1 pseudogene is annotated in these 400 nt (G+C 70.2%); it reads left to right on the forward strand.

Annotated elements, in window-relative coordinates:
* Positions 1–400: pseudogene (locus tag ACM6IT_RS27005) on the forward strand (type VI secretion system tip protein VgrG); the annotation flags it as partial.

Genomic DNA, 400 nt, shown 5'->3' on the forward strand with positions numbered 1-400 from the left:
TCCGCGCCTACCACCACCGTGACGCCCGCGCGCACCTCGACGGCGACATCGACCAGACGCGCGGCGCCAAGGGCACCTACGGCGAGGCCTATCACTACGCCGAACCCTACACCGCACTCGGCGACCGCCATGACTTCCCCGAAGACGTGCAGTGCGAAAGCGGCTACTTCTATGCGCGCCTGCGCCACGAGCGTTACCTCAACCGCCGTACCCGCCTTTGCGGCATGAGCAGCAGCGCCCGCCTGGCGCCGGGCCAGGTGCTGGAAGTCACCGACGGCGCACCCCAGGCCTTCGCGCCGCGGGCGGTGATCATCGGGCTCAAGGCCGGCGCCGCCCGCGACCGCAGCTTCGAGTGCAGCTTCCAGGCCATCCCCTATGCGCAGACGGTGTGCTTTCGCCC

Source organism: Pseudomonas sp. IT-P4 (assembly GCF_949767755.1).
Lineage (GTDB): Bacteria > Pseudomonadota > Gammaproteobacteria > Pseudomonadales > Pseudomonadaceae > Aquipseudomonas > Aquipseudomonas monachiensis.